Annotated in this window: 19 protein-coding genes; 10 read left to right on the top strand and 9 right to left on the bottom strand. The window is 59.5% G+C overall.

The window, feature by feature from the left end:
* Positions 1–195: 195 nt before the first annotated feature.
* Together sbcB and ACQUTG_RS09805 are read left to right on the top strand one after the other, a co-directional pair.
* A complete protein-coding gene (sbcB, locus tag ACQUTG_RS09810) occupies positions 196–1,644 on the top strand; it encodes an exodeoxyribonuclease I (protein ID WP_428919205.1) in 1,449 nt (482 codons plus the stop codon).
* 335 nt (positions 1,645–1,979) lie between these two features.
* On the top strand, positions 1,980–3,191 hold the full coding sequence (locus tag ACQUTG_RS09805) for an argininosuccinate synthase (protein ID WP_428919204.1): 1,212 nt from the start codon (positions 1,980–1,982) through the stop codon (positions 3,189–3,191).
* Positions 3,192–3,419: 228 nt separating this feature from the next.
* On the opposite strand, the gene ACQUTG_RS09800 is transcribed toward ACQUTG_RS09805, so the two are convergent.
* Positions 3,420–4,439 (bottom strand): AraC family transcriptional regulator, encoded by a 1,020-nt coding sequence (locus tag ACQUTG_RS09800; protein WP_428919203.1) that lies wholly within the window; start codon positions 4,437–4,439, stop codon positions 3,420–3,422.
* Positions 4,440–4,946: 507 nt separating this feature from the next.
* A complete protein-coding gene (locus ACQUTG_RS09795; protein ID WP_428919202.1) occupies positions 4,947–5,918 on the bottom strand; it encodes a response regulator in 972 nt (323 codons plus the stop codon).
* A 237-nt stretch (positions 5,919–6,155) separates the two neighbouring features.
* Here ACQUTG_RS09795 and ACQUTG_RS09790 point away from each other — a divergent pair, with 237 nt between their 5' ends.
* Together ACQUTG_RS09790 and ACQUTG_RS09785 are read left to right on the top strand one after the other, a co-directional pair.
* Positions 6,156–6,638 (top strand): YajQ family cyclic di-GMP-binding protein, encoded by a 483-nt coding sequence (locus ACQUTG_RS09790; RefSeq protein WP_428919201.1) that lies wholly within the window; start codon positions 6,156–6,158, stop codon positions 6,636–6,638.
* Between the two features lie 78 nt (positions 6,639–6,716).
* The gene (locus tag ACQUTG_RS09785) at positions 6,717–8,051 is read left to right on the top strand and encodes an AmpG family muropeptide MFS transporter (RefSeq protein WP_428919200.1); all 1,335 of its coding nucleotides are present in this window, start codon (positions 6,717–6,719) and stop codon (positions 8,049–8,051) included.
* A 155-nt stretch (positions 8,052–8,206) separates the two neighbouring features.
* Here the strand turns inward: ACQUTG_RS09785 and ACQUTG_RS09780 are convergent, their stop codons facing one another.
* A complete protein-coding gene (locus ACQUTG_RS09780) occupies positions 8,207–8,515 on the bottom strand; it encodes an MGMT family protein (protein WP_428919199.1) in 309 nt (102 codons plus the stop codon).
* A 297-nt stretch (positions 8,516–8,812) separates the two neighbouring features.
* On the bottom strand, positions 8,813–9,574 hold the full coding sequence (locus tag ACQUTG_RS09775; RefSeq protein ID WP_428919198.1) for an SDR family oxidoreductase: 762 nt from the start codon (positions 9,572–9,574) through the stop codon (positions 8,813–8,815).
* Positions 9,575–9,939: 365 nt separating this feature from the next.
* Between ACQUTG_RS09775 and ACQUTG_RS09770 the strand changes: the two genes are divergently transcribed.
* From ACQUTG_RS09770 to gspD, 6 genes are all read left to right on the top strand, one after another.
* Positions 9,940–10,479, top strand: coding sequence for an FxsA family protein (locus tag ACQUTG_RS09770; protein WP_428919197.1), 540 nt, complete (start codon positions 9,940–9,942; stop codon positions 10,477–10,479).
* A 196-nt stretch (positions 10,480–10,675) separates the two neighbouring features.
* Positions 10,676–10,963 (top strand): co-chaperone GroES, encoded by a 288-nt coding sequence (gene groES / locus ACQUTG_RS09765; protein WP_011785505.1) that lies wholly within the window; start codon positions 10,676–10,678, stop codon positions 10,961–10,963.
* 75 nt (positions 10,964–11,038) lie between these two features.
* Positions 11,039–12,691, top strand: coding sequence for a chaperonin GroEL (gene groL / locus ACQUTG_RS09760; RefSeq protein WP_428919196.1), 1,653 nt, complete (start codon positions 11,039–11,041; stop codon positions 12,689–12,691).
* A 166-nt stretch (positions 12,692–12,857) separates the two neighbouring features.
* Positions 12,858–13,649 (top strand): type II secretion system protein N, encoded by a 792-nt coding sequence (gene gspN, locus ACQUTG_RS09755; protein ID WP_428919195.1) that lies wholly within the window; start codon positions 12,858–12,860, stop codon positions 13,647–13,649.
* A gap of 1 nt (position 13,650) precedes the next feature.
* Entirely contained in the window at positions 13,651–14,508 is an 858-nt protein-coding gene (locus ACQUTG_RS09750; protein ID WP_428919194.1) for a type II secretion system protein N, read from the top strand.
* Positions 14,509–14,540: 32 nt separating this feature from the next.
* Positions 14,541–16,502 (top strand): type II secretion system secretin GspD, encoded by a 1,962-nt coding sequence (gene gspD / locus ACQUTG_RS09745; protein WP_428919193.1) that lies wholly within the window; start codon positions 14,541–14,543, stop codon positions 16,500–16,502.
* A gap of 179 nt (positions 16,503–16,681) precedes the next feature.
* Here gspD and ACQUTG_RS09740 read toward each other — a convergent pair whose 3' ends face one another.
* From ACQUTG_RS09740 to purE, 5 genes are all read right to left on the bottom strand, one after another.
* Positions 16,682–18,655 carry a M48 family metallopeptidase gene (locus ACQUTG_RS09740; protein WP_428919192.1) on the bottom strand — a complete coding sequence of 658 codons (1,974 nt, stop codon included), beginning with the start codon at positions 18,653–18,655 and terminating at the stop codon, positions 16,682–16,684.
* Positions 18,656–18,665: 10 nt separating this feature from the next.
* The gene (locus ACQUTG_RS09735; RefSeq protein WP_428919191.1) at positions 18,666–19,253 is read right to left on the bottom strand and encodes a LemA family protein; all 588 of its coding nucleotides are present in this window, start codon (positions 19,251–19,253) and stop codon (positions 18,666–18,668) included.
* Positions 19,254–19,440: 187 nt separating this feature from the next.
* The gene (gene sodB, locus ACQUTG_RS09730; protein WP_113862535.1) at positions 19,441–20,019 is read right to left on the bottom strand and encodes a superoxide dismutase [Fe]; all 579 of its coding nucleotides are present in this window, start codon (positions 20,017–20,019) and stop codon (positions 19,441–19,443) included.
* Between the two features lie 71 nt (positions 20,020–20,090).
* Positions 20,091–21,209: a 5-(carboxyamino)imidazole ribonucleotide synthase gene (locus ACQUTG_RS09725; protein ID WP_428919190.1), complete on the bottom strand. Its 1,119-nt coding sequence runs from the start codon at positions 21,207–21,209 to the stop codon at positions 20,091–20,093.
* Between the two features lie 450 nt (positions 21,210–21,659).
* On the bottom strand, positions 21,660–22,151 hold the full coding sequence (gene purE, locus ACQUTG_RS09720; protein WP_428919189.1) for a 5-(carboxyamino)imidazole ribonucleotide mutase: 492 nt from the start codon (positions 22,149–22,151) through the stop codon (positions 21,660–21,662).
* Between the last annotated feature and the right edge of the window lie 260 nt (positions 22,152–22,411).

Here is a 22,411-nt window from a genome sequence, read left to right as displayed (position 1 = left end):
GGAATCTGGCTCTGAGTTAGATCTGAAGTTGGGGTCAGAAGAACGAGTTCTTCAGACCCCTGAGTTTGGGATCGCCCGGGAGATCGGCTTTGGCACTGGGGTCTGATGAAAGCTTTCATCTGACCCCTTCGTTTGTCTCGCACCCCTTGTTCATTCTAAACTCCGGGCATTATTCAAATTACCAGGAGTCTCCCCTTGATCCGTTCGTTCTACTGGCACGATTACGAAACCTTTGGTGTCGATCCGGTGCATGATCGGCCTGCACAGTTTGCCGGGGTTCGGACGGATGCGGATCTGAATATTATCGAGGATCCGCTGGTGATCTACTGCAAGCCGGCGGACGACTACCTGCCTTCCCCGGAAGCCTGCCTGATTACCGGGATTACGCCCCAGAAAGCGGTGGAAGAGGGCTTCCCGGAGGCCGAATTTATTGCGCAGATCAACGAGGCGTTCAGTCAGCCGGGAACCTGTGTGGTGGGGTACAACAGCCTGCGCTTTGATGATGAGGTGACCCGGCACACGCTGTACCGGAATCTGCGTGACCCCTATGCCCGGGAGTGGCAGAACGGGAATTCCCGCTGGGACATCATCGATATGGTGCGGCTGACCTATGCACTGCGCCCCGAGGGCATCAACTGGCCAAAGAAGGAAGACGGCAGCCCCAGTTTCAAACTGGAGGAGCTGACGGTGGCCAATGGCATTGCTCACGAGAGTGCCCACGATGCCATGTCCGATGTGGAAGCGACCATTGCGGTGGCCAAGCTGATCAAGGAGAAGCAGCCCAAGCTGTTCGACTTTGTGTTGCAGAATAAGGACAAGCACTCGGCCCGCCAGATGCTGGATACCGGCACCATGAAGCCGGTGTTCCATATCTCCGCCAAGTACCCGGCCAGTCGGGGCTGTTGTGCGCTGGTGGCGCCGGTGGCGGACCATCCCACCAACAAGAATCTGGTGGTTGTCTATGACCTGAGGGAAGATCCGGACGAGCTGATTGGCGCCACCCCGGAGCAGATTCGTGAGCGGGTGTTTACCTCACAGGCGGAGTTGGGGGAGGGCGTGAGCCGGTTCCCGCTCAAGGGTGTGCAGCTGAACAAGTGCCCAGTGCTGGCGCCGGCGAACATGTTATCCACGCTCTCTGCCGAGCGACTGGAAGAGCTGGAGCTGGACGGTGACGTGCTTCGGGCCAACCTGGCCAAACTGCGCAAGGCGCCGGATTTGCCGGCTCGCATCGCCCAGGCCTTTGATCAGGATTTCGAGGGCAGTGACCTGACCGATCCGGATGAGCAGCTCTATGCCGGCGGGTTTATCAGCAAGACTGACCGGGAGAAACTCAACTGGCTCCTGAGCCAGCCGGTGGAAACGCTGGGGGAGCAGGAAGTGCGGTTCGAGGATGAGCGGCTGCAGGAGATGCTGTTCCGTTACCGGGCCCGGAATTACCCGAGCACCCTGATTGGCGAGGAGATGGAGCGCTGGGAACAGTTCCGCTCCGAGCGGCTGATGCACCCGAAGAAGGGCTGGCGGTCGCTGGAGGCCTATGCCCACGAGCTTCAGCGGCTGGCGGCCGATCCGGAGCTGACGCCGGAGAAGCGGCATGTTCTGGAGGAGTTGCATTTTTATGGGGAATCGTTGATTCCTTATGTGTGATTCATGAACAGGGGTCTGATGAAAGCCTTCATCTGACCCCAAGTTCCATCCAACTCCGGGGTAGAGATCTAACTCGGGGTCAGAAGAAGGTTTTCTTCAGACCCCAGTGCCAAAGTCTAAGATGGGGTCAGATGAAGGCTTTCATCAGACCCCTGTGCCCAATCAAACCCCTGTGCCCAATCAAACCCCTGTGCCCAATCAAACCCCTGTGCCCAATCAAACCCCTGTGCCATGCCTCGCCCTCGCCATTCGCCCAATAGCCTTTCCTTCCGCACTTCCGTACAATATCGCTCTTCTTTTCAACACATCCATTCTGTTCAGTCTGGAGCAAGGGCATGTCTGATATTAAAAAGGTGGTTCTGGCCTATTCCGGTGGCCTGGATACTTCCGTTATCGTGCGGTGGTTGCAGGATACCTATAACTGTGAGGTGGTGACGTTCACTGCCGACATCGGCCAGGGCGAGGAAGTGGAGCCGGCGCGTGCGAAGGCGGAAGCGCTGGGCGTCAAGGAGATCTACATCGAGGATCTGCGCGAGGAGTTTGTACGCGATTACGTGTTCCCGATGTTCCGCGCCAACACCGTTTATGAGGGTGAGTACCTGCTGGGTACTTCCATTGCCCGCCCGCTGATTTCCCGTCGGCTGATCGAGATCGCCAATGAGACCGGTGCCGATGCGATCTCCCACGGTGCCACCGGTAAGGGCAACGACCAGGTGCGTTTCGAGCTGGGTGCCTACGCGCTGAAGCCGGGTGTGAAGGTGATTGCGCCCTGGCGTGAGTGGGATCTGAACTCCCGCGAGAAGCTGATGGCCTACTGCGACGAGCGCAACATTCCGGTGGAGAAGAAGAAGGGCAAGAGCCCGTACTCCATGGATGCCAACCTGCTGCACATCTCCTACGAAGGCATCAACCTGGAAGATCCCTGGGCGGAAGCCGAGGAAGACATGTGGCGCTGGAGCGTTGCTCCGGAAGACGCGCCGGACAAGCCGACCTACATCGAGCTGACCTACGAGAAGGGCGACATCGTGGCCATCGACGGTCAGGACATGAAGCCCCACGAGGTTCTGGAGCACCTGAACAAGGTGGCCGGCGCCAATGGTATCGGCCGGATCGACATTGTCGAGAACCGCTACGTGGGCATGAAGTCCCGCGGCTGTTACGAGACCCCGGGTGGCACCATCATGCTGCGTGCCCACCGTGCCATCGAGTCCATCACCCTGGACCGTGAAGTGGCGCACCTGAAAGACAGCATCATGCCGCGCTACGCCGAGGTGATCTACAACGGTTACTGGTGGTCCCCCGAGCGCGAGGCCCTGCAGGCGCTGATCGACAACACCCAGGAGTATGTGAATGGCGTGGTTCGCCTGAAGCTCTACAAGGGCAACGTGGATGTGGTTGGCCGGAAGTCCGAGGATTCCCTGTTCGACGAGAAGATCGCGACCTTTGAGGAAGACGAAGGTGCGTATGATCAGAAGGATGCGGAAGGGTTTATCAAGCTGAATGCGCTGCGGTTGCGGATTGCTGCTTCGAAGGGGCGTAAGCTTTGAGGTAGGCTTTAAGATGGGGTCAGATGAACGGAGTTCATCAGACCCCTGAGTATGTGCCCAGCGCCGGGATTAGCCCGCAGCACCGGGGTCAGAAGAACGCTTTCTTCTGACCCCTTTTTTTTATGTTTTGGCTTTGGCGTTGAGTCTAAGTTGGGGTCAGAAGAAGGTTTTCTTCAGACCCCTGAGTTACTCCGGGGTCTGATGAACTCCGTTCATCTGACCCCATCTTCACGATTCCCCACGCCGAAATTCCCCGGGCGTCTTCCCCGCCACCGCCTTGAACTTCCGGTGAAACGAGGTGGTTTCGCTATACCCCAGCCTCAGCGCAATGTCCGGAATCGCCATGTCGGTGTTCCGCAGATAGTCCTCCGCCATCTGTTGCCGTACATCATCCAGTAAGCGCTGGTAGGACACGCCTTCCTGACTCAGTTTCCGTTGCAGGGTGCGGCTGGTGAGGCCGAGATCTTCGGCGACCAGGTCCTGGCGGGTGATGCCATGGTTGAGTTGTTTCTGGATGCTGTGTTTTACCCGGGAGGTGAGGTCACTGTCGGTCTCCAGTGAGGCCAGCTGGGTGAGGGCGTGGGCCTCCAGGGTTTTGCGGAGCTGGGGGTCGGGCTGACGCAGGCGGGTGTCCAGCAGGGCTTTGGGGAGGGTGATGCAGTCCTCCTCGGCCCCGAACACGACAGGGCAGTGCCAGCGCTGATGGTAGGCGGCTTCCAGCTCTGGGCCTGGCGATTGCCGGCGCAACTGGACGGCGGTTGGCGCGGTGGTGGTGTCATCCGCCAGCCAGCGGGCGTAGTTGATCCAGGAGGCGAACACGTTATCCACCAGGTGCGGGCGCACCACCGGATCGTCGTAGTTGCAGTGCCAGGTCAGTTTGAGGGTATCGCCGTGCACGGACAGGCGGGTGGTGCCCATGTCGCCGACCAGTTTTTCAAATGGGGCAATTCGCGCCACGGCTTCACCCAGGGTGGAGCAGCTCATGGTGATGTAACCGAGTACGCTGTAGGAGCCGGGTTGCACGAAATCACCGGTTTCCAGGCCGAGGATGGGGTTGTTGGCCACTTCGACGAACTGGCGGATGAAGTTCTGGAACTGTTCGCCGTTGATGCGGCCGTCATCGGTTTCCAGGATGGCGGGATCCAGTCCGGCACGGGTAATAAGAGGGAGGATATCGATGCCCGAGGCTTCGGCGGCACGGACGTATTGGCGCAGGGCAGCGACGGAGACGGTTCCGGGAGTTGTCATGGTTATACGGTACGGCTTTGTTGTCGTCGTTTGTTGCCGAGTATACAGGAGAAGCGGGGCGGGACTCAGGCCAAATAAAAAGGCCAGCTAAAAAGCTGGCCTGAAAACAAGGAAAGAACGAAAGTGCCTGAAAAAATTCGTTAATCCTGTGAACTCATCGCCCATATGGCGGCGGAGGTACTGCACGGCTCCTCCGCCATGGGGGATACTGCTTGAATCCACGGTTTCAGAGTACGTATTTCCTTTTGACATGTCTGTTTGTGAGTTGTGTCTCAGTGTTACGGATTGTTTTTCAGGAGTGAGCATGGGGTCTGAAGAAAGCCTTCTTCTGACCCCTTTTTAGCTTTGGGGCTTGATCTAACTTGGGGGCAGAAGAATAAATTCTTCAGACCCCTGGGGTGCTTCTGAGCCCTTTTCGGCTTTGGGGATGGCGGTCTAACTCGGGGTCAGATGAAGGTTTTCATCAGACCCCTGGGGTGAGACCCCTGGGGTGCCACCAGCTTCCAGTTAGCCTGCCTGCAGCGCCCTGGGCGAAATCTCGGTAAACCGCCGTGTCTCGTAAGCACTCATCAGACCCTCCATGGCGGTGTGCTCCATGTCATGCACGGAGGGCGTGCCGGTGCTGGCGTCGGCTCGGCAGAGAACCATGCCCGCCTCCACGGAGATGTAGCCGACGGAGGTTTTCAGGGCCTTGTGGTTGATGCCGTCAAAGATGCGCCGGAAGGTGGTGGCGGTGCAGTGTTCGCGGTTCGGAACGTAGGCAATCAGGGCAAACTGGTTGTCACCTACGCGGCACAGCAGGTCGATGGGGCGTACCAGGGATTTCAGGCGGCGGGCGATGCCGGTGGCCAGTTCGCGCATGACCGAGGGCGGATGCTTGCGGCTCAGTTCGTGCCAGTTGCGGATGCCGCACAGGACATAAGCAGCGGCGCCGCCCCGGGCTTCGGCGTGGCGCAGGGTTTTGTCCAGGCGGTCACGGGCGTATTTGTGGTTACACAGGCCGGTTTCCTGGTCGATGATGTTGGTGGACTCCAGCGCGCGGTTGTTCTGGATCAGCAAGGCATTGGCCCGCAGCAGGGTGTTCTGGCGATTGGCCATGCGGTCGGCGGCGAAGATTCGGGGGATCAGCTGCTTGGTCATGTCCGATTTGCAGATGAAGTCATCCACGCCCCGGTCAAAGGCTTCGGACAGGGCTTCCACCCCTTCCCGGGCGGTGAGCAGGATCACGTAGGTGTAGTGGTTGGCCTGTTCATCCTGTTGCCGCACCCGGTCCGTCAACGCCAGGCCGTCCATTTCCGGCATCAGCCAGTCGGCGATCAACACGCTCACTGGCCGCTGCTCGATCATTTCGAGGGCGGCGGGGGCGTTGTTGGCCACGCGTATGTCTCGATAACCGGCATTTCGCAGGGTGCGTCCAACCACCATACTGCTGAATTTGGCGTCATCGACGACGAGAATGGGGAGGTCGAGGTTTGGCATAGCGTCTTCTTCTTACCAGTCCATTGTCAGATGCGGTGTTTGCCGGGGCTTGGTATGATCCTCGGCATGAATCGGGGGCTTGCACCTGGGGTCTGAAGAAAGCCTTCTTCTGACCCCATTTTGGAGTGACCCGCTAAGCTGGGGTCAGATGAAAGTTTTCATCAGACCCCGACATGCCTCGGCAGCCCTCAACATTTTTGCCAGTATACCTCTGCCAGTTTTTGGAGAATGACGACCATGCCCTCTTTTGACATAGTTTCTGAAATAGATATGCACGAAGTCACAAATGCGGTGGACCAGGCCAAGCGGGAGCTGGGTAACCGGTGGGACTTCAAGAATGTGGAATCGGATATCGAGCTGGAGGGTGAGCGCATTACCATCAGCGCGGAGCAGGAGTTCCAGCTGGAGCAGCTGAAGGACATGCTGCGGATGGCGTTTGCCAAGCGCAACATCGATACTCGGGCGCTGGCGGAGGAAGGCGACAGCAAGGCCGGCAAGCTGGTGAAGCAGCATTTCACCCTCAAGCAGGGCATCGAGACCGACAAGGCCAAGAAGATCGTGAAGATGATCAAGGACCAGAAGATGAAGGTCCAGGCCAGCATCCAGGGCGACAAGGTCCGGGTGACCGGCAAGAAGCGGGACGATCTGCAGGTGGCCATTGCCATGCTGAAGGAAGCCGAGCTGGACATCCCGCTGCAGTTCAACAACTTCCGCGACTGATCCGGAGGCATTCCTATCCTTTTCTCCACCCGCTGGGCCCTGGTCCGGGACACGTTCTACACCTACACCCGCTGGCAGGTGATTGCGCTGCTGTTCCTGGGCTTTTCGGCGGGCCTGCCATTCCTGCTGGTGTTCTCCACCCTCAATGCCCGGCTGGCGGATGTGGGGGTGGAGACAGCCACCATCGGCTTCTTCAGCTGGCTGGGGATTACATATTCCATCAAGGTGTTCTGGGCGCCGGTGGTTGATCGACTTAAACTGCCGATACTGGACCGGGTGTTCGGCAAACGCCGGAGCTGGATCCTGCTGGCGCAGGCGGGGATTGCCACCGGGCTGTACCTGATGGCCCAGGTGGATGCGACGGCTAACCCTGAACTGATGGCCTGGTGCGGTCTGCTGGTGGCGTTTTCCTCGGCCACCCAGGACATCGGCATCGACGCCTACCGGATCGAGATTGCCGAGGAACGTCTGCAGGCGGCGTTGGCGGCGACCTATATTTTCGGTTATCGGCTGGCGTTGCTGGTGGCCGGGGCCGGGGCGTTGTATCTGGCGGAGTTCTGGTCCTGGCAGGTGTCCTACGAGGTGATGGCGGCGCTGGTGGGTGTTGGTGTGCTGACCGTGCTGATCGTCCGGGAGCCGCAGGTCAATCATTTTGCCGCGGCGGCGGATATTGCCCACACGATTGAACAGGAGGCGGCGAAGCGCAGCCACCTGTCCCCGCGCCTGGCCCGTTTGGCCGGTTGGTTCTATGCGGCGGTGGCCGGTCCGTTCCTGGATTTCTTCCGCCGGTACCGGGAGCTGGCCGTGGCGATTCTGGTGCTGGTGGCGGTCTACCGCATTGCTGACATCTCCATGGGCGTGATGGCCAATCCGTTCTACCTGGATTTCATGGGCTTCTCCAAGACGCAGGTGGCTGATGTCACCAAGATCTTCGGCTTCTTCATGACCATCGCTGGCTCTCTGGTCGGTGGCGTGCTGGTGGTGCGTTACGGCGTGCGCAAGATCCTGCTGGCCGGCGCGATCATGACCGCGGCGACTAATTTACTGTTCGTGCTGCTGGCGCAGTATCCGCCGGATATTGTGACCCTGGCGGTTGTGGTCAGTGCCGATAACCTCAGCGGCGGGATTGCCAATGTGGCGCTAATTGCGTGGTTGTCGAGTATGACCAGTGCTTCGTTTACCGCGACGCAGTATGCGTTGTTCAGTTCACTGATGACATTGCCCGGAAAGTTCCTTGGCGGGTTTTCCGGGATTGTGGTGGCGGACTTCGGGTATGCTGAGTTCTTTACCATCTCCGCGATAATGGGGATTCCGGCGATTATGTTGGTGCTGTTTCTGATGAGCCGGGGGGAGCGCTTGGATGCGTTGGCGCCTGGGGCGGAGACTGGGGTTGAGCCTGAGGCGCGGGCCTGATGCAGGCACAGGGGTCTGATGAAAGCCTTCATCTGACCCCATTTTCAGTTTAACCCTGGAGTTTTCGTCCAGGTTGGGGTCAGAAGAACAAGTTCTTCAGACCCCTGTGCTTGAATCAACTCCCTGTGCCTGAACCAGCCCCGTGTCCAAACCCCTCACGGCTGCCACTGATAGTGCCGCATCGATACCCGCCCATTCACCACTTCCACCCCCTCGGCCTCAAGCAGCCCAACCTGAGTCCTGAACTTCTCCGAATCCTTCGGAAACGCAATTTCCCCGGAGCTGCGAATTACCCGGAACCAGGGCACCTCGTGGCCTTCCGGCAGTTGCCCCAGGGCGCGGCCGACGAAGCGGGCCTGTCGGCCCAGGCCGGCCATGTGGGCGACCTGGCCGTAGCTGGCGACTTTGCCCGGGGGGATGGCATGGACGACTTGCCAGATTTTTTGGGGTTTGGTGGGTTCCATGGTTGGGCGATTATGAGTGAAGTTGAGTTGGATGTCGGGTTGGGGTCTGAAGAAAGCTTTCTTCTGACCCCTGCTTGGACTGACCGCCGTGGCCAGATCTGAACTTGGGGTCAGAAGAAGGTTTTCTTCCGACCCCTTTGCCGGGGCCGAACTCGGGGTCTGATGAACGCTTTCATCTGACCCCTGCTTGGACTTCAACTCCGAGGCCAGAGCCAAGATGGGGTCAGAAGAACAAGTTCTTCAGACCCCTGAGCTGGTCTCAGCCCCCTGTGCCAGGGCCCCGTCTTGAGCTTTCCCTTAGAGCCGCAGGCCACCGTCGATTTCAATCACCCGACCGGAGGCATAGTCGTTTTCAAAGATGAACGCCACGGTCGAGGCAATCTCTTCCGGTTTGCCCATGCGCTTCAACGGAATGCCGGCGGTCATTTTTTCCAGGGCTTCGGGTTTCATGGAGCCGGTCATTTCGGTTTCGATGAAGCCGGGGGCGATGCCCATGCAGCGGATGCCGTAGCGGGCGAGTTCTTTGGCCCAAACGGGGACCAGGGCAGAGACGCCGGCCTTGGCGGCGGAATAGTTGCTCTGGCCCATGTTGCCGGCGCGGGAGATGGAGGCGATGTTGACGATCACCCCCTGGTCACCATTCTCGATCATGCGGGTGGCGGCTTCGCGGCCGCACAGGAACACGCCGGTGAGGTTGACGTCGATAACGGACTGCCACTGGGACAGTTCCATGCGTTTCTCGACCTTGCCGTCCTTGACCTTCACCATCAGGCCGTCGCGCAGGATGCCGGCGTTGTTGACCAGGCCGTTGAGCTGGCCGAAGTCTTCAACGATGGTTTTGAAGGTGGCTTCCACCTCGTCTTCTTTGGCCACGTTGCAGACGTAGGTTTTGGCTTCACCGCCGGCTTTGGTACAGGCTTCGGCGGCTTCGGCCAGTTTTTCCGGCATCAGGTCGATGAGTGCCACTTTGGCGCCTTTGCCCGCCAGATATTCAGCCATGGCGCGGCCCAGGCCCTGGCCACTGCCGGTGATTGCAATCACGGAATCTTGAAGTTTCATGGTTTGCCCTAATTGAGTTATCAGGTGGTTTACGTTTCTGTGTGCCGGGATTTGTTTTTTGTGGTGGGAGTATAACCGTGAACGTGGGGTCTGATGAACGCTTTCATCTGACCCCGGCTTGGACGGGCGCTCTGGAGTTGGACCTGAAAATGGGGTCAGAAGAAGGCTTTCTTCAGACCCCTGTTTGGACGGAAGCTTAGAGGTCGGACCTAACTCGGGGTCAGAAGAACAAGTTCTTCAGACCCCTTTGCTAAAGTCTAACTCGGGGTCAGAAGAACAGGTTCTTCAGACCCCTGTGCGGCACGAAACTCGGGGTCTGATGAAGGCTTTCATCTGACCCCATCTTACGACCAAGAGGAGGCACTTTGGCCATCTTTCTTTTCTTATTCATAGTCATGCCGATCGCCGAGATGGCGGTGTTGATCCAGGTGGGTGGCATGATTGGTGTTCTCAATACCGTCGGGCTGGTGCTGCTGACGGCGGTGATTGGTGCCTGGTTGCTGCGGCAGCAAGGGCTGGCAACGCTGCTGCGGGCGCGGCAGCGGATGAACAGTGGTGAGCTGCCGGCCAGAGAGGTAGCGGAAGGATTGATTCTGGCGGTCGGTGGTGCGCTGCTGCTTACGCCGGGCTTTATTACTGACACCATCGGCTTTCTGTGTCTGCTACCGGGCAGCCGGCATTTTCTGGCGGCCCAGGCCCTCAAGCGGCTTGTGATCTCGGGGCAGAGCAGCAGTTTTTATTTCCGGGCCGGCGGGGGTGATCCGTTCGGTCAGGATCCGTTCGGGGGCCGGGAAAATCCCTTTGGTCGGCAGCGTCCGTTTGAGCGCGATGAGAACGGCGACATCATCGAGGGTGAGTACCAGGACCAGACCGAGCGGGACCACGATCGCATCGAAAAAAAGTGAAAAAATTTTTCATCCCGGGTGTTGAAAATACCTACGCCAACCCCATTAAGGTCTCACAAGTTCGCTGCGGGCTGATATCGGCTGTAAATCAGCCGCTTATGCAGCCGGGCAATTTGGCTGGACAGGGCGTCGCTCCGTCCAACCTCATTAACAACTGTCATTGCCACATTAATCTGACTATTGGAGAAACCGAGCAATGAAAATTCGTCCGCTACACGATCGTGTTGTCGTGCGCCGTAAGGAAGAAGAAGAGAAAACTGCGGGTGGCATCGTGCTGCCGGGTAACGCCAAAGAGAAGCCTTCCCAGGGTGAAGTGATTGCCGTCGGTAACGGCCGTATCCTGGACAACGGCGAAACCCGCGCCCTGGCGGTCAAGGTGGGTGACACCGTGGTCTTCGGCCAGTACGCCGGTAACACCGTCAAGGTTGACGGTGAAGAGCTGCTCATCATGAGCGAGAACGACATCTACGGCGTGCTTGAGTGATCGCTGAGGCGACAGGCACGAACGCTCATTAATCCGATTGGTTCAATTTCGGTTTAACGAACAGGAATAGAAGACATGGCAGCAAAAGAAGTTAAATTCGGTGATAACGCGCGCAAGCGCATGGTCGCAGGTGTCAACATCCTGGCGGACGCGGTCAAGGTAACCCTGGGTCCCAAGGGCCGTAACGTGGTTCTGGAGAAGTCTTTCGGCGCTCCGACCGTCACCAAGGACGGCGTTTCCGTGGCCAAGGAAATCGAGCTTGCAGACAAGTTCGAGAACATGGGCGCCCAGATGGTGAAGGAAGTCGCTTCCCAGGCCAACGAGAACGCCGGTGACGGTACCACCACCGCAACCGTTCTGGCCCAGTCCATCGTTAACGAGGGTATCAAGGCCGTCACTGCCGGTATGAACCCGATGGATCTGAAGCGCGGCATCGACAAGGCAACTACCGAAGCCGTAAAAGCGATTCGCGAAATGGCAACTCCCTGCAACGACAGCCGTAACATCGCCCAGGTTGGCACCATCTCCGCCAACGGCGACGAGACCATCGGCAAGCTGATCGCGGATGCGATGGAGCGTGTTGGTCAGGAAGGCGTCATCACTGTTGAGGAAGGTCGCAGCCTGGAAGACGAGCTGGACGTGGTTGAAGGTATGCAGTTCGACCGCGGCTTCCTGAGCCCGTACTTCATCAACAACCAGGACAACATGTCTGCCGAGCTGGATGACCCGTACATCCTGCTGGTCGACAAGAAGATCTCCAACATCCGCGAGCTGCTGCCGGTGCTGGAAGCTGTCGCGAAAGCTGGCAAGCCGCTGCAGATCCTCGCCGAGGACATCGAGGGCGAAGCCCTGGCGACCCTGGTTGTGAACAACATGCGCGGCATCGTGAAGGTCAACGCCGTGAAGGCGCCTGGCTTCGGTGACCGTCGTAAGGAAATGCTGCAGGACATTGCCATCCTGACTGGCGGTACTGTGATCTCCGAAGAAGTCGGTCTGACTCTGGAAAACACCACCCTGGATGACCTGGGCACTGCCAAGCGTGTCAACGTCACCAAGGAAAACACCACCATCATCGGCGGTGCTGGTGCCCAGGCAGACATCGAGGCTCGCGTTGAGCAGATCCGCAAGCAGATCGAAGACAGCACCTCCGACTACGACAAGGAGAAGCTGCAGGAGCGCGTAGCCAAGCTGGCTGGCGGTGTTGCCGTGATCAAGGTTGGCGCCGGCTCCGAAGTGGAAATGAAAGAGAAGAAGGCCCGCGTTGAAGACGCGCTGCACTCCACCCGCGCTGCCGTTGAAGAAGGCATCGTGGCCGGTGGTGGTGTGACCCTGATCCGTGCCATTGCGGCTCTGGACAAGGTTGACGCCATCAACGAAGAGCAGAAGGCCGGTGTTAACATCCTGCGCCGTGCCATGGAAGCGCCGCTTCGCCAGATCGTGTTCAACGCTGGTGGCGAGTCTTCCGTGGTGGTTGCCAAGGTTCGTGACGGCGAAGGTGCCTTCGGTTACAACGCCGCCACCGAAGAATACGGCGACATGCTGGAAATGGGTATCCTGGATCCTGCCAAGGTAACCCGTTCCGCGCTGCAGGCTGCTGCTTCCGTGGCTTCCCTGATCATCACCACCGAGGCGATGGTTGCGGATGAGCCGCAGGAAGAAGGCGCCGGCGGCGGCATGCCGGACATGGGTGGCATGGGCGGAATGGGAGGCATGGGCGGCATGATGTAATGCCGGCCTGATCCCGACCGGGTCCCGAATTCCGGGACCTGGCCCGATCTACCCTGAAAAACCCCGCACCGGGTCAAACTGGTGCGGGGTTTTTCGTTTTTTGTCATGAACTTGCCCCATGCCTTTGTTAGACTCGGATTCCAGACTTTTATGTGTGTATTAATGAATGAGTGACACCGAAACCAAATCCTTTTTCCGCCTGGGCAAGCTGCTGTTGCTGTTCCTGCTTGGGGCACTGGTGTATGTGGTGGCACTCGTGATTCTGGTGCCCGCCGGCTGGGTGTGGCAGCAGGCGTCTGCCCATGTGAATGTGCCACCTCAGGTTCAGGTGCGGCAGGTGTCCGGCAAACTGTGGGACGGTGCCGCGGGTGTCGTGGTCGCCGGTTATCCGCTGCGGATGGATTGGGCGCTGGGCTGGCCTTCCCCTGGTGGAATGACATTGCCCGTGGATATTGAACTGGATACGGCACAATCCTCGCTCCAGGGCGATCTGACGCTGGGTTGGCCACTGAGCGCGACGCTGGATGCCTCCGGTCACATCGGGGTTTCAGAATTCAGCGAGCTGATCCGCAAGAGCCGTGGCGCCATGATCGAAGGGGATGTGAACATCGAGCGTCTGCAGTTGGCCTGGGAAGATAACCGGATTACCCGGACCAATGGCCTGGCTATGTGGCCGGGCGGCCGGGTAACCTGGCCCATGGGTGATCAGACCGGTTCGGCGGATTTCCCGCCCATGCAGGCCAACCTGGATACAGTCCAGGGTGGCGTGGAGCTGAAGATCGCGGAGCAGGGTGGTGATGGCCCCGCCGCCCAGGCCAATCTGCTCTGGAACGGTATGATGGAAATACGGGTCTACAAGCGTATGGTGGACTTGGCCGACCAGCCCTGGTCGGATTCGGCAAGTCCGGACGACGTGGTGTTCCGGGTCCGGCAACCGTTGATTCCCGGAGGCATATAATATGGTGGTCTTTCCTCGCCAGGCCCAGGCCCAGGCCCGCGTGTCCGGGATTCTCGCCAATCTGTTGTTGCTTGGGCTGACGCTTTACCTCGCGGTTGCCCTGGCCCGGGTCACCTGGCTGGTGGCCTGGGATGACCGGCCGGTGCCGGTGGCACCGTCCCAGGAGTCGCTGGGAATGGCCGGTTCCGGCGGCCAGGATTTTCCGATCGCTGGTTATGATTTCTTTGGTCGGCCCAGCGTTCAGGCGGGGGTGGCGGAATCCGTGAAGCGCTCGGCACCGGAAACCGGCCTGCGCCTTCGGCTTGAGGGGGTACTGGTTGGCGAACGCCCCGAGGGTTCCGGTGCTATAGTTGCAGGAAGTAACGGCGAAACCGCGTATTATCGGGTGGGTGACATGTTGCCCGGCAATGCCGAACTGGCCGAGGTGGAACCGGACCGGATCCTGTTGCGTCGGGGTGGGCGCTATGAATCACTGACCTTTGAGGAGTCGGTGGATTCGGGCATGGTTGCAGAAGTGGAGGATGTGCCGGCAGAATCGTCACCGGATGCCTTCCTGGCCAGTGCCCGGGAACAACTGGATAGCCAGGGTGCGGCGGCGCTGGCCCAATACGGCCTGAGCCCGGTGGATGATAGCGGCATGTCAGGTTATGTCTACGACGGCTCCAACGCCATGCTCAATGCCGTCAACCTTCAGGCCGGCGATGTGATCACCGCCATCAACGGTCAGCGGCTGGGTGACCTGGAACAGGATAAATCCCTGCTGGAAAGCTGGCGAGGCCAGGCCCAGCTGGAAATCGAAATCGAGCGTGACGGAAGCATCCTCACCGTTAGTTATGCCATACCCGAGCAGTGGCGCTGACCGGGATCAACGATACAGGACGAAATCGCCAGATGTATAACCACAAGACGAATCTTCTACGGGCCATTGCGCTGCTGATCCTTCTCCCGATGATGTCTCTTGCACACGGGCAGGAGGAGACCTGGAGGCTGAACCTCAAGGATGCGGACATCCGCGCCTTCGTGACCCAGGTGGCAGACATCACCGGCTACAGTTTTGTGGTGGACCCCCGGGTCAAGGGCAAGGTGACGGTGCTCTCCAGCGCCCCCATGAACAAGGATGAAATCTACGATCTGTTCCTGGCAGTGCTGAACGTGCACGGCTTTACCGCCATCCCCGGGGAAGAGGTGATCAAGATCGTGCAGCAGGTAGACGCCAAGCAATCCGCCGAGATACTGGACCGATTTCCCGAAACGCCTTCTGAGCAGCTGATCACCCGGGTCATCCAGATTGATAACGCCAACGCCCTGGAGCTGGTGCCCATTTTGCGACCGTTGGTGGCCAAGTACGGGCACCTGGCCGGTGTAGCGGCCGCCAACGCCCTGATTGTCAGTGACCACCGTTCCAACATCGAACGCATCGAGCAGATCGTCCGGGAGCTGGACAGCCCCTCCAAGTACGAGGTGGAAGTGATCCAGCTGAGGGAAGCCTGGGTCGGTGACATGGTGACCCTGCTGCAGGAACTGGCGCCGGATGAGCTGGGCAAGGCCGGGGGCGAGAATGCCGCCCGCAAATACAGCGTCACCGCCGATGAACGCAGCAATCGTCTGATTCTCCGGGGCGATGAAACCTTCCGGGAGAAGATGCGTGAGCTGATCCGGAAACTGGACCAGCCCTCGGCTACCGGTGGTACCACCAAGGTGATTCGGCTCAAACATGCCGATGCCAAGAACCTGACCGAGATCCTCAAGGGTGTAATGGGTGAGGTGCTCAAGGAAGGCGGTTCTGCCAGTGGCGGCGGTACCGGTGGCACCAGCGGGAACCCGAACAACAACTTTTCAGTCTTCGCGGACGAGGGCCTGAACGCCCTGGTGGTCCGTGGTGATCCCTCCCTGATGCAGGAAGCCGAGCAGATTGTGGCGCAACTGGATGTTCGCCGGGCCCAGGTGATGATCGAGGCGGCCATTGTCGAGATCAGTGATGAGCTGGGGCAGGACCTTGGCGTCCAGCTCGCGGCGGGGGACGAGTCCGGTGAATCGACACCGGTAGTCGGTACCAATTTCGGTAATGTCGGTCGGAGTCTCGGGGATGTGCTCACTGCAATCCTGAGTGGATCGGCCATCACCCCGGCAACGGGAGGCATCACCATCGGCGCGGGCGAGCGGGATGAGAACGGCCTGAGCTGGGGTATTCTGCTCCAGGCCCTGTCCACCTCAAGTGCGGCGAACCTGCTGTCCACGCCGAGTATCATTACCCTGGATAACCAGGAGTCGGAGATTACCGTAGGCCAGAACGTGCCCTTCCGCACCGGCCAGACGGCGGTTACCGGCGATGGCCTGAGCAACCCGTTCACTACCATCGAGCGCCGCGACGTGGGTCTGACCCTCAAGGTGACCCCGACCATCAGCGCCGACGGCCTGGTGCGCCTGGTGGTGGAGCAGACCACCGAGAGCGTGGCCGACAGTATCGAGAACGCCTCCGATATCGTCACCAACAAGCGTGAAATCAAGACCACCGTGCTGGCGGACGACGGCGAAACCATCGTCCTCGGCGGCCTCACCCGCGACGACCTCCAGGTCACCAAGAGCAAGGTGCCCCTGCTGGGCGATATCCCGTTCCTCGGCCGCCTGTTCTCCTCCGAGTCCCAGAGTCGGATCAAGCGCAACCTGTTGGTTTTCCTGAGGCCGAAGATCATGTTGGGCAAGGCGGACGCGGTAGTCGCGACCGACGAGAAGTACAAGGCGCTGTGGGAGGTGAACCTGAACGTCCGCGAGAAACTCGGCCTGCCCGACGCGAAGGAACGGCCGGCGATTGATGACCTGTTTGATCCCGGCAGCGAGATGCGGGCGCAGTGAGTTTTGAAGACGGGGGCATGCCTCTTGGGGTCACCTCTTGGGGTCTGATGAACGCTTTCATCTGACCCCAGCTTGGATACGATACACCCAAGGTTCGCCTGAAGATGGGGTCAGATGAAGGCTTTCATCAGACCCCTGAGTTGAAAGCCTTCTTCTGACCCCAGCTTTACCCTTGCCCCCTAAAGCGGCGGCATCGGGCAATCCATCTGGTCCGCTACCAGCCGCATCAATTCGTATTCTTTGACTTCCACCTTGCCATCGTGGCTCACACAATGAGCACAGGCATCGATGATGGCTGGCTTCAGCAGGGGCGACAGGCTGTTTAATGCCCTCAGTGCCTCCTGCAACTGCCGCATGGTGACTTTCTCCAGCGGTGGCAGGTCTCCCTTCCGGTTATCGACGAAACCGGCAACAGCCTCCTGGTAGAGTTTCTGCGCCTCGGTGTTGTCGGCAGTGCCGGCGCGGGCCATGAGGCTCAGCAATCGTTGGATTGCCGGTAGCAGTGGCTTGTAGCTCTTGTGGCGGACCGGGACTGCACGGCCGGCATGATCACCCAGGTGGCGGGACAGGAAGCTGGTGAGGGTCAGCTCGAACAGGCTGATCTTCTCATCCGCCGCGGCGAGCTTGCGGACGTTGTTGATCAGGCCGTCCCGTTCCTCCGGATCCAGCTTGCGAAGAGCCGGCATGGCCAGTTCCAGGGCGGGGAAACGCACCCCTTCACCAATGCTTTTCAGGGCCGGCAGGATCTTCTCCATGATCTCCGGCTGGCAGCCCAGCACCGGGTGCTCGGCAATCAGGGCCAGGCGCTCCTTTTGCTGCTCCCGCGAGAGCTCACACACCAGCATGGCATAACACAACTGAATAGCCCCGGCGCGGGTGTAGAGCAGGGTGCGGAAGGTGGCTGGCAGCTGCTCCAGGAAGCTGATGGCGAAGTCTTCACCCTGCCGGGTGACCGTGCCCACCTGGCTTGACAGTTCCTTTGCCGGCACCGGCGCGGCGCGGGAAATCGGGGCGGTACGCCCGGACCGGACCGGCTGGTAGATGTCCCGGGCAACATCTGCAAAACCCGCCGCACCTGCCGGAGTCTGGACGCCGGTACGGAGATCGGCGCTGGGCCGGGTGTCTCGCAGCCGGCTGCGCAGGCGGGCCAGAAGGCCGGGCTGGATGGTGTTGATGCGCACATCGATGGGCGGGTGTGAGGCCAGCAGGGAGGTGAACTTCATCCGCGCGGCTTCACCAAAACACATGTGGTTCATGTCGCTGGCGTGGCTGGTGGTGTCCAGGTAGCCGCCCTTCATGCCGATCTTGAACAGCGCCCCGCCGATGCCTTCGGGGTTACGGGTGAACTGCACCGAGGAGGCGTCCGCGAGCATTTCCCGCTGGCGGGAGACCGCGGACTGGATCAGACGGCCGAAGAACACGCCCACGTAGCCGATGATCATCAGGGCCAGCCCCACCAAGGCCATGGCAGCCTGGGCGCGGCCATCCCGGTTCCGGGACCGGACCCCATGGCTGCTGTAGAACCCTGCGCGCAGCAGGAACTGGCCGATCTGGCCAATCATCAGAATGCCGGCCAGCAATGCAATCAGGCGTACGTTGATCCGCATGTCGCCGTTGAGGATGTGACTGAATTCATGGCCGACAACGCCCTGGAGCTCGTCCCGGTTCAGTTGGGTAAGAGCGCCATGGGTGACCACCATTACCGCCTCGCCCGGCGTGTAGCCGGCGACAAAGGCGTTGATACCGGTCTCCTGGTCCATCACATACAGTTCCGGCACGGTAACCCCGCTGGCAATGGCCATTTCCTCGACGATGTTGCGGAGCTTGCGTTCGTCCGGATCGCGGGTGTCGGGATCGATGGCGCGGGCACCCACCATGCGGGCCACCCGTTCACCGCCGCCGGCCAGATCTACCCAACGTACCAGCGAACCGATGCCGATGAGGGCGACCACGGCGGAAGCGGTGATCAGGCCATGGCTGGACAGCAGCCAGTGATGGAAGGCAAGGCTGGAGGTTTCACTGCGGGTGACCAGGTAGCCAACGACGCAGACCGCGAGGGTGATCAGCACCACCGCGGTCAGGAAAAGGAACACCAGCAGGCCGGTGTTGCGCCGGGCATGGGCCTGGCGCTGGAAAAATCCGGGATGAGCCATGGCTCAGGCCTCAGAAAGCGACTTTCGGGGCCTGGCGGGCTTCCGGGGACTCAAGCTGCAGCTGGGCGGTTTCCTTGAACGCGAACATACCCGCGATGAGGTTGTTGGGGAACTTCTCGCGGAAGATGTTGTAGTTCATGACCCCGTCGTTGTAGGCCTGGCGGGCAAAGGAGACACGGTTCTCGGTGCTGGAGAGCTCTTCCATCAGCTGCTGGATGGTTTCGTTGGCCTTCAGCTCCGGGTAGTTTTCTGCCACGGCGTAGAAGTTGGCCAAGGCCTTGGTCAGCAGATTTTCGGCGCCGCCCAGACGCTGGATCTTGGTGCTGTCCCCCGGGTCGGTGGCGGCGTCCTTCTGGGCGCTGACCGCGTTGTTACGGGCTTCCATCACCTGGGTGAGGGTGGATTTCTCGTGGGTGAGATAGGCCTTGGCGGCTTCCACCAGGTTGGGAATCAGATCATGGCGCCGCTGCAGCTGCACGTCAATCTGGGCAAAGCCGTTCTTGAACTGGTTGCGCAGGGACACCAGCTGGTTGTAGATGAACACCAGGTAGATAACGACGACAGCGATCACTGCCAGGCCGATAAGGGTCGTTCCCATTTCAACTCCTCTGAATGGTTGGTCTGAATCTACTTCCTTGAGTATCCATGATTTTTTCAGAGATTTCCCGGCAGGGTTGTATCAATTTGTTCATTTTTGGTGCTGAACGGATACAAAAACGCCCGCACGAAGGCGGGCGCTTGCAGCGGCCCGAATGGACCGCCGTCTGAAAGCCGGAATCGGCTGATTATGCCAGGTTTTCGTTGACGAAATCCCAGTTAACCAGGTTCCAGAACGCTTCCAGGTAGTTCGGGCGGGAGTTGCGGTAGTCGATGTAGTAGGCGTGCTCCCAAACGTCTACCGTCAGTACCGGCTTGTCCGCGCCAGTCAGCGGGGTTTCCGCGTTGCTGGTGTTGACGATAGCCACGCTGCCGTCAGCCTTCTTCACCAGCCAGGTCCAGCCGGAACCGAAGTTGTTGGCGGCCTTGTCGTTGAACTCTTTCTTGAAGTCTTCGAAAGAACCGAAGGCCTTCTCGATGGCGTCCTTGGCTGCGCCAGTCGGCTCACCGCCACCGTTCGGGCTCAGGCAGTGCCAGTAGAAGGTGTGGTTCCACACCTGGGCTGCGTTGTTGAACAGCGGGCCACTGGAGCTCTTGATGATGTCTTCCAGGGACTTGTTGGCATTGTCAGTGCCTTCAATCAGGCCGTTCAGCTTGGTGACGTAGGTGTTGTGGTGCTTACCGTAATGGTACTCGAGGGTTTCCTGAGAGATGTGCGGTTCCAGTGCGTTTTTTTCGTAAGGCAGTGCGGGAAGTTCAAATGCCATGAGGTCGTTCTCCCTGTCTCTCTGTTTATGTGAGTGTACGTTGCTGCAATATAAGGGCGATTTGAGCTATATCAACCCTTTGGTGTCAAAGAACTTTTAAACTCCGGGCAGCCCGGCAGGAACTGCGCGCAGTTCCGGACCCGCCAGACCAGCTCCTCGTAGCTGTCCGCCAGGATGTTCACATGACCCAGCTTGCGGCCCGGCCGCTCCCCTTTATTGTAGAGGTGAACGTGCGCGTAGGGCAGTTCCAGAATCCGCTCGATGTCGCCGTGCTCGCCAATGATATTGATCATACAGCTTAGACCACGGGGCGCGACATTTCCCAGCGGGTGGCCGCTGACGGCGCGGATGTGGTTCTCGAACTGGCTGGTCATGGCCCCTTCGATGGTCCAGTGGCCGGAGTTGTGCACCCGGGGTGCCATCTCGTTCGCCACCAGCCCGTCTTCGGTCTCGAACAGCTCAAGAGTCAATACGCCGACGTAGTCCAATTCGTTCAACAGCGCCTTGATGTAGCGCTCGGCGTCTTCCTGGACATGCCTTTCGAGGCCGGGGGCCGGGGCGATGGAGTAGCGCAGGATGCCCTCGTGGTGGGTGTTCTCGGCCATCGGGTAGAAGGCCAGTTCGCCGTCTTCTGCGCGCACCGCGATGATGGATACCTCACGCTTGAAGTTGACGAATTTCTCGACGATCAGACGCCGGTGTCCGATGCTTTCCCACGCGCTTTCGGCGTCTTCGTGATCTTTCAGAACCGCCTGGCCTTTGCCGTCATAGCCTTCGGTAATGGACTTGGCGACCACGGGGCAGCCGAGCTCTTCGGCGGCGGCTTTCAGGGATTCGGCGCTGTCGGCGATTTTCCACTCGGGGGTGGGGATGCCAAGCTGGCCGAACAGGGTTTTCTCGGCTTCGCGGTTCTGGCACACCTGCAGGGCGCGGGGGCAGGGGTGGACCGGCTTTTCTTTGGCCAGTTTTTCGGCAACCTCGACCGGCAGGTGTTCGAATTCGTAGGTGACGCGGTCTACCCTGGACAGGAAGTCGTCCAGGTATTGGCCTTCGCGGTCGATGATGACTTCGCCAAGTCCGGCGCTGGGGCTGCCGGACATGTCGTAGAATACAAAGGTCTTGGCCAGCGGGTATCCGGCGAGGGCCAGCATGCGCCCGAGTTGGCCGGCGCCTAGTACACCAATTCTCATTTGTGTTCTCCTGCCATGGTTTGGCATATGAGTTTAGTCTGATTTCTGGTCTGACTTCGGGAGTGTGAGCGGGTTGGGTAAGGCGTTCCAAAACACGCTCCTGGCGGCACGTCCCTGTGACGCTTGAGCTCCGCCATCCATGGCTCCGCACAGTTTTGGAAAGCCTTACCCAACCCGCTCAACTGGACCTTGTGCACAACCGCTTTTTCACACTGCAATCGCGCTAGTCAGATTTCTCAAGTACCCGACAAGTTTGCCCTTTTCTGAGCTTGAACGGCTATCACAACAAGTACGGGGAGTCTTAGGGGTATCCTTTCCAAAACTGTTGAGGGCCAGGGACGGCCCGAAACAAGCGCACATGGACGTGCTTGTAGCGTGTTTTGGAAAGGATACCCCTAAGACTCCCTTCTCCCAAGTTCGTGGTGCCAGTCAGCTCCGGGATATCAGGGTCTACTGATCGCTGGGATCCGGATTATCGAGCACCGTTTGAGTCTGGGTCGAACGAAATTCCTCTACGGCCTTTCGGACATTGTTGTCGAAGGTGCCGATGATTTGTGCTGCCAGCAGGCCGGCGTTGGTGGCTCCCGCTTTGCCGATGGCCAGGGTGCCGACGGCGATACCGCCCGGCATCTGGACGATGGAGAGCAGGGAGTCGAGGCCGTTCAGGGCTTTGGACTGGACCGGGACACCGAGTACGGGCAGGGCGGTCTGGGAGGCGACCATGCCCGGGAGGTGCGCGGCTCCGCCGGCGCCTGCGATGATGACTTTCAGGCCGCGGTCGGCGGCGGTTTTGGCGTAGTCAAAGAGCAGGTCCGGGGTGCGGTGGGCGGAGACGACTTTGGTTTCGTAGGGTACGCCGAGTTTCTCGAGCATGTTGGCGGCGTGTTCCATGGTGGGCCAGTCGGATTTGGAGCCCATGATGAGTCCTACAAGCGGCTGCATATGCAACATCCTGAGATAATTGGAAAGCCGGCCATTGTATGTTTTGGCTACTTGGCATGCAACTTGACTATTTGGGTGCATGGTGCCGGCAGGGCATTGAAGACGGAGCCATCCTCAGGGGTCTGATGAAAGCCTTCATCTGACCCCATCTTAAGGTCAGACTCCGTTGTTGCCGCTAAAAAGGGGTCAGAAGAATGCTTTCTTCTGACCCCGACCCCGTGCCACATTAGCGGAGCTTCATTTCACCCCGTTCATAAGTG

This window comes from Marinobacter sp. DUT-1, from assembly GCF_050379415.1.
Classification (GTDB): Bacteria; Pseudomonadota; Gammaproteobacteria; order Pseudomonadales; family Oleiphilaceae; genus Marinobacter.
This window is presented reverse-complemented; position numbering and strand designations above follow the sequence as displayed.